Raw genomic sequence first — 5,325 nt, forward strand, 5'->3', positions numbered from 1 at the left:
ACGCCCTGGCGGAGATTGAAGACTGGACGAAGGCTGTGGGCCATGGAGAGCTATCTGGATCTGGATGAATCTGATAAACTCAGGCGGGCGCTTTGCCGAGTCTGCGGGTTGCTGTCTGTCGGGTATCTATGCTGGCTAACTGGCTGCCAATTTCAGGGATCCCTCTGGCCATGCTCGGCCCGGTAAAAAACCCGGTTCTGGTGTTCCTGATCATCCTGACGATCATGCTGGTGGCGCCGTTGCTGTTTGAGCGGCTGCGCCTGCCGGGGATCATCGGCCTGATCCTGGCCGGCTTGGTGGTGGGGCCCTACGGCTTGGGCATCTTGCAGCGGGATGAGACCATCGTCCTGCTGGGCACCGTGGGGCTGCTGTTTCTCATGTTCATGGCCGGGCTGGAGACCAGCCTGGAGGATCTGAAGCTGAATGCCTGGAAGGCCAGCGTCTTTGGGGTGCTCACCTTTCTATTGCCAATGGTGATCGGCACGACGGCCATGCTGGCTTTGGGGTATGGCTTTCTGGCGGCGGTGCTGGTGGCTTCGTGTTTTGCCTCCCATACCCTCATTGCCCTGCCGATCGTCTCCAAGTTGGGCCTGATGCGCCTGCAGACGGTGACAGCCACCTTGGGGGCGACGCTAATTACCAATGTCTTGGCGTTGTTGGTGCTGGCGGTGGTGGTGCGCGCCCACCAAGGCGGGCTGACGCTGCAATTTTGGCTGACGCTGATCCCCTCGATTGCCCTCTACACCTTTGCCACTCTCTGGGGGGTGCCCAAGCTGGGCGGTTGGTTTTTCCGGCGCTTCGGCCACGACGAGGGGGCAGAGTTTACTTTTGTGATCGCTACCCTGTTTGTGGTGGCCTACGGAGCAGGGTTGATCGGCATTGAGCCGGTGGTGGGCGCCTTTTTGGCCGGGACGGCCATCACCCCCATCATCCCCCAGCTCAGCCCCCTCATGAACCGGATTCAGTTTATCGGCAACACGTTGTTTGTGCCGTTTTTCTTGATCTCGGTGGGAATGCTGATCAACCCCAGCATTCTCTTGGGCGAGCCGCGCACGCTGCTGGTGGGCGGGGTGATGATTGCCGCGGAGGTGGTGAGCAAGTTTTTGGCGGCTTGGATCCCGGCCCAACTGTTTGGCTGGCGCTTGGCCAGCGCTATGGTCATGTTCGGCCTGTCGGTAGCGCAGGCGGCGGCTACTTTGGCGGCAATCACGGTGGCCTTTAACGTGGAGTTGGTGGATGAGCTGACGGTAAACGGCACCATCGCCATGATCCTGATCACCTGCATTGCCTCGCCTTGGATCGTGGCCCGCTGGGGCGAGCAAATCCAGCCTGCAGAGGTGGCGGCAGAAGCTGGTAACCTGCCCCAGCCAGCCTGGGGATCCCGCGTCCTGGTGCCGGTCGCCAACCCCGATACCGAAAGCAACCTGCTGCAGTTGGCTTTGATTTTGGTCAAAAAAGAAGGGGGGACGTTGCTGCCGCTGCACGTTTTGTCTGACCGGGCTGGGATCTCGCCCGCGGCCCTTTCTCGGCAGGAACAGTTGCTGTCCTTTGCCGAAGCTTTGGCCCACAGCGCCGTGGCCCGAGTGGAGCCGATTCGCCGGGTGGATGATTCGGTGGAAAAAGGGATCGTTCGCTCGGCAGCGGAACGGCAGGCGACCTTGGTAATCCTGGGCTGGAAGGGCTACTCCACCTATGCGGAGAATTTCTTCGGCAGTGTCATCGACGCAGTGGTGCGGCAGGTGGGGATCCCGGTGTTGATTACGCGGTTTCCTGTCCCGATTGAGACGACGCGGCGCATCCTTTTGGCAGCCCCAGAGTTGGAAGTGTCTTCTGGATCCCTGCAGCAGACGATTGGGCTGGCGCAGACGCTGGCCGAGGAATTGAAGGCGGCGCTGCAGATTCTTTTGGTGCAAACCCGACCGCCACGGGAGCGCTCCCCGGCCCTGGTGGCGGAAAGCTACGCCCATCTGCCGCTCCAACGGGTGCAAGGAGGGCTGGTGGCCGAGGTGCTCAAAGCGCTGCAGCCGGGAGATGTGTTGATGTTGATCCCCAGCGAAGCCCGCAGCCGCTCCCGTCTGAGCCGAGAGCCGGAGACCATTGCCCGCAACCGGCCTAGCCTTTCCATCCTTGTGGTGCATCTGCCTGCTGCCTCCCCGGCACGTCCGCAGGAGGGCGTTCTGGCAGCAGGGGATCCCACTTGGTACTGATGGCGGGTTAGAGCGCTTGTGTGAACGCCGCCCCGGCTCCCCTGATAAACTGGGATCCCCAGGGGGGATGTCGCTAAGAGCATAGGGGTATGGTTGCCTATTTGCTAGAAGTCGGCTGTGAGGAGCTGCCGGCCAGTTTTGTGGATTCAGCCCTAGAGCAATGGAAAACCGGGATCCCGGCCTCTTTGGCAGAAGCCCATCTGCAGGCCGAGGAGATGCAGCTTTTCGGCACGCCACGCCGCCTGGCGGTTCTGTTGCAGGGGTTGCCCACCCAGCAGCCGGATCGCGTCCTAGAGGTGAAGGGGCCGCCGGCTCAGGTGGCCTACCAAGACGGCCGGCTCACCCCGGCAGGGGAAAAGTTTGCCCAAAAACAAGGAGTGGATCCCGGTAGCCTGGAAATCCGGCAGGTGGGCAAGGGATCCTTTGTCTTTGCCGTGCAGCGGGTGCGGGGTCGACCGACAGCAGCGGTGCTCCAGGAATTGGCGCCCACTTGGATCACCAGCTTGAGCGGCGAACGGCTGATGCGCTGGGGCTATGGAGACTTGAAGTTTCCGCGCCCCATCCGCTGGCTGGTTTCCCTTTGGGATGATCAGGTGCTACCTTTGCTGCTGCCGACCCATGAGGGCAATTCCATGTCGGGCTTGGTGGCCGGGCGGGTGAGTCGGGGGCACCGCATTTTGGGATCCCAGCGGCTTGTTTTGGAGCGGGCCGAGAGCTATGTCCGGCAAATGCAAGAGGTCGGGGTCAGTCCCGATCCGGCAACACGGGCGGCCCATATCCAGGCGGAGGTGACCAAGCTGGCCAAGCAGGTGAGCGGCCGCGCCCAGATCCCCCCTTCTCTGCTGCAAGAGGTGGTGCAGTTGGTGGAGTGGCCAACAGCAGTTCTGGGGCGCTTTGAGCCGGAGTTTTTGCGATTGCCCCCTGCGGTGATCGAGACGGTGATGATCACCCACCAGCGCTACTTCCCGGTGCGGGATGGCCGGGATCCCCAGAAATTGCTGCCCTATTTCATCACCATTTCCAATGGTGATCCTGAGCAGTCGGAGCGGATCGCGGCGGGCAACAGCCGGGTGGTGCGGGCACGCTTGGCCGATGCCCGCTTTTTCTACGAAGAGGATCGGCGGATCCCCTTGGCGGAGCGGGTGGAGCGGCTGCAGGCAGTCGCCTTTGCCGAGGGGCTGGGATCGATGCGGGATAAGGTGGAGCGCATCCGCCACATCAGCCGTCTCATCGCCGCTGCCTTGAATTTGGATCCCCAGGAGCAGGCGCTGGTGGATCGCACGGCCCAACTGTGCAAGGCGGATCTGGTGACCCAGATGGTGTACGAGTTCCCGGAGCTGCAGGGGATCATGGGGGCCGACTACGCCCGGCAGGATGGGGAACCGGAGGCGGTGGCTGAGGGGATCGAGCAACACTACTGGCCTCTGGGGGCGGGGGAGGCTCTGCCCACCTCTTTAACCGGGCGGGTGGTGGGCTGGGCAGATCGCCTGGACACTCTGGTGGGCATGTTTCGCTTGGGGCGGATCCCCAGTGGTTCTTCGGATCGCTTTGCCCTGCGGCGGGCCGCCAACAGCCTGGTGCTGGTTGCCTGGGAGGCCGGCTGGAGCTTTGACTTCAACTCCCTGTTGCAAAGGGTGGTGCAGGACTACGCAGCGGGAGATGAAAAGACCTTAAAAGCGTTGCAGGAGTTTCTCGCCCAGCGGCTGCAAACCCTTTTGCAGGAAGAAAAGCGAATCGACTATGACTTGGTCAGAGCCGTGGTCGGGGATCCTGAATCCGTGCAGACAGAGGATCCGCAGAAATCGGAACTGACCTTGCGGGCCCTGAGCAACCTGCCTTTGACCTTGCTGCGGGCCGAGTATCTGCAACATTTGCGGGCTACCGGGGAATTGGCGGATCTCTATCCCACCCTCAATCGCTGTGCCCGCCTGGCAGCCCAAGGGGACTTAGACTACGCCGTGGTGGATCCGGCAGCCGCTGTGGATCCCGGCCAGTTGCAGGAGGCAGCAGAACGGGAGCTGTACGAAGCCTGCCAGAGGGTTTACCACCTAGGGGTGGAGCCGGCCTTGCGGGGAGACCTCGTCCCCTTGGTGGAAGCTCTGCAAGCGGCTGCTCCGCAGGTAGCGCGGTTTTTTGAGGCGGTCTTGGTGATGGATCCGGATCCCCTGCGGCGGGCCAACCGGCTTAACTTGCTGGGGCTATTGCGCAACCAGTCGCGCCTGCTGGGGGACATGGGAGCGGTGGTCGTGGTAGGGGAATCGGCGCCGGAGAAAACCCATTAGCAACTTCCTTTCTCTCTCCGTTTGGGAGAGGAGCCGGGGGATCGGTGGGATTCTGGTCAACGCTACAAGGGATCCCAAGTATCCTGCCGCCGCAGGGTCGCTTGCCGCAGCCGGGCCAAGTTGGCGGATCCGGTGCAGAAGGCTGCGATCCTCAGCTCCTCGATCACGGCGCGAAAGGTATCCACCACTGCCTGCGCTTGTCCTTGGGAGACGGCGTGTAAAGCGGGGGCGGCCATGCCCACCACATCGGCCCCCAGGCGGATGGCTTTGGCCACGTCGATGCCGTTGCGGATGCCGCCGCTGGCCACCAGGGGTAAATCCGGCAGCAAGCGACGAATTTCCAGCAGGGCCAACGCAGTTGGGATCCCCCAATCCCTGAAGCTGTGGGCAATGCGTTTCTTGAAGGCCTCTGTTTGGCGATGGGCCTCCACCTCGCTCCAACTGGTGCCGCCCGCCCCCGCCACATCCAGGGCTGCCACGCCGCAGTCGGCCAGCCGCTGGGCCACCTTGGCACTGAGGCCATTGCCCACTTCCTTGACCAGCACCGGCACCGGCAGTTGGGCCACCAAGCGTTCGATGCGGCCGTACAACCCGCGCCAGTCGGGATCCCCCTGGGGCTGAACCGCCTCTTGGAGAGGATTGAGGTGCAAAATCAGCGCATCCGCCTCGATCATCTCCACCGCCCGTCGCGCCTGCTCCAGCCCATAGCCATAGTTGAGCTGAACAGCACCCAGGTTGGCCAGCAGCAGAATATCCGGGGCCACTTGGCGCACCTGGTAAGTCCGGGCCAGCTCCGGGTGTTCCAAAGCGGCCCGCTGGGATCCCACCCCCATGGC

3 protein-coding genes are annotated in these 5,325 nt (G+C 62.8%); 2 read left to right on the forward strand and 1 reads right to left on the reverse strand.

All coding sequences use genetic code 11. From position 1 onward, the window contains the following. The first annotated feature begins 170 nt into the window (after positions 1 to 170). The gene (locus NW857_RS06530) at positions 171 to 2,207 is read left to right on the forward strand and encodes a cation:proton antiporter (RefSeq protein ID WP_414368392.1); all 2,037 of its coding nucleotides are present in this window, start codon (positions 171 to 173) and stop codon (positions 2,205 to 2,207) included. Between the two features lie 89 nt (positions 2,208 to 2,296). Then, entirely contained in the window at positions 2,297 to 4,489 is a 2,193-nt protein-coding gene (gene glyS, locus NW857_RS06535; protein ID WP_414347883.1) for a glycine--tRNA ligase subunit beta, read from the forward strand. A gap of 62 nt (positions 4,490 to 4,551) precedes the next feature. Here the strand turns inward: glyS and fni are convergent. Then, on the reverse strand, positions 4,552 to 5,325 hold a 774-nt coding region (gene fni, locus NW857_RS06540; protein WP_414368396.1), incomplete at its 5' end, for a type 2 isopentenyl-diphosphate Delta-isomerase.

It is taken from the genome of Synechococcus sp. H55.9 (assembly GCF_047462355.1).
Taxonomy (GTDB): Bacteria; Cyanobacteriota; Cyanobacteriia; order Thermostichales; family Thermostichaceae; genus Thermostichus.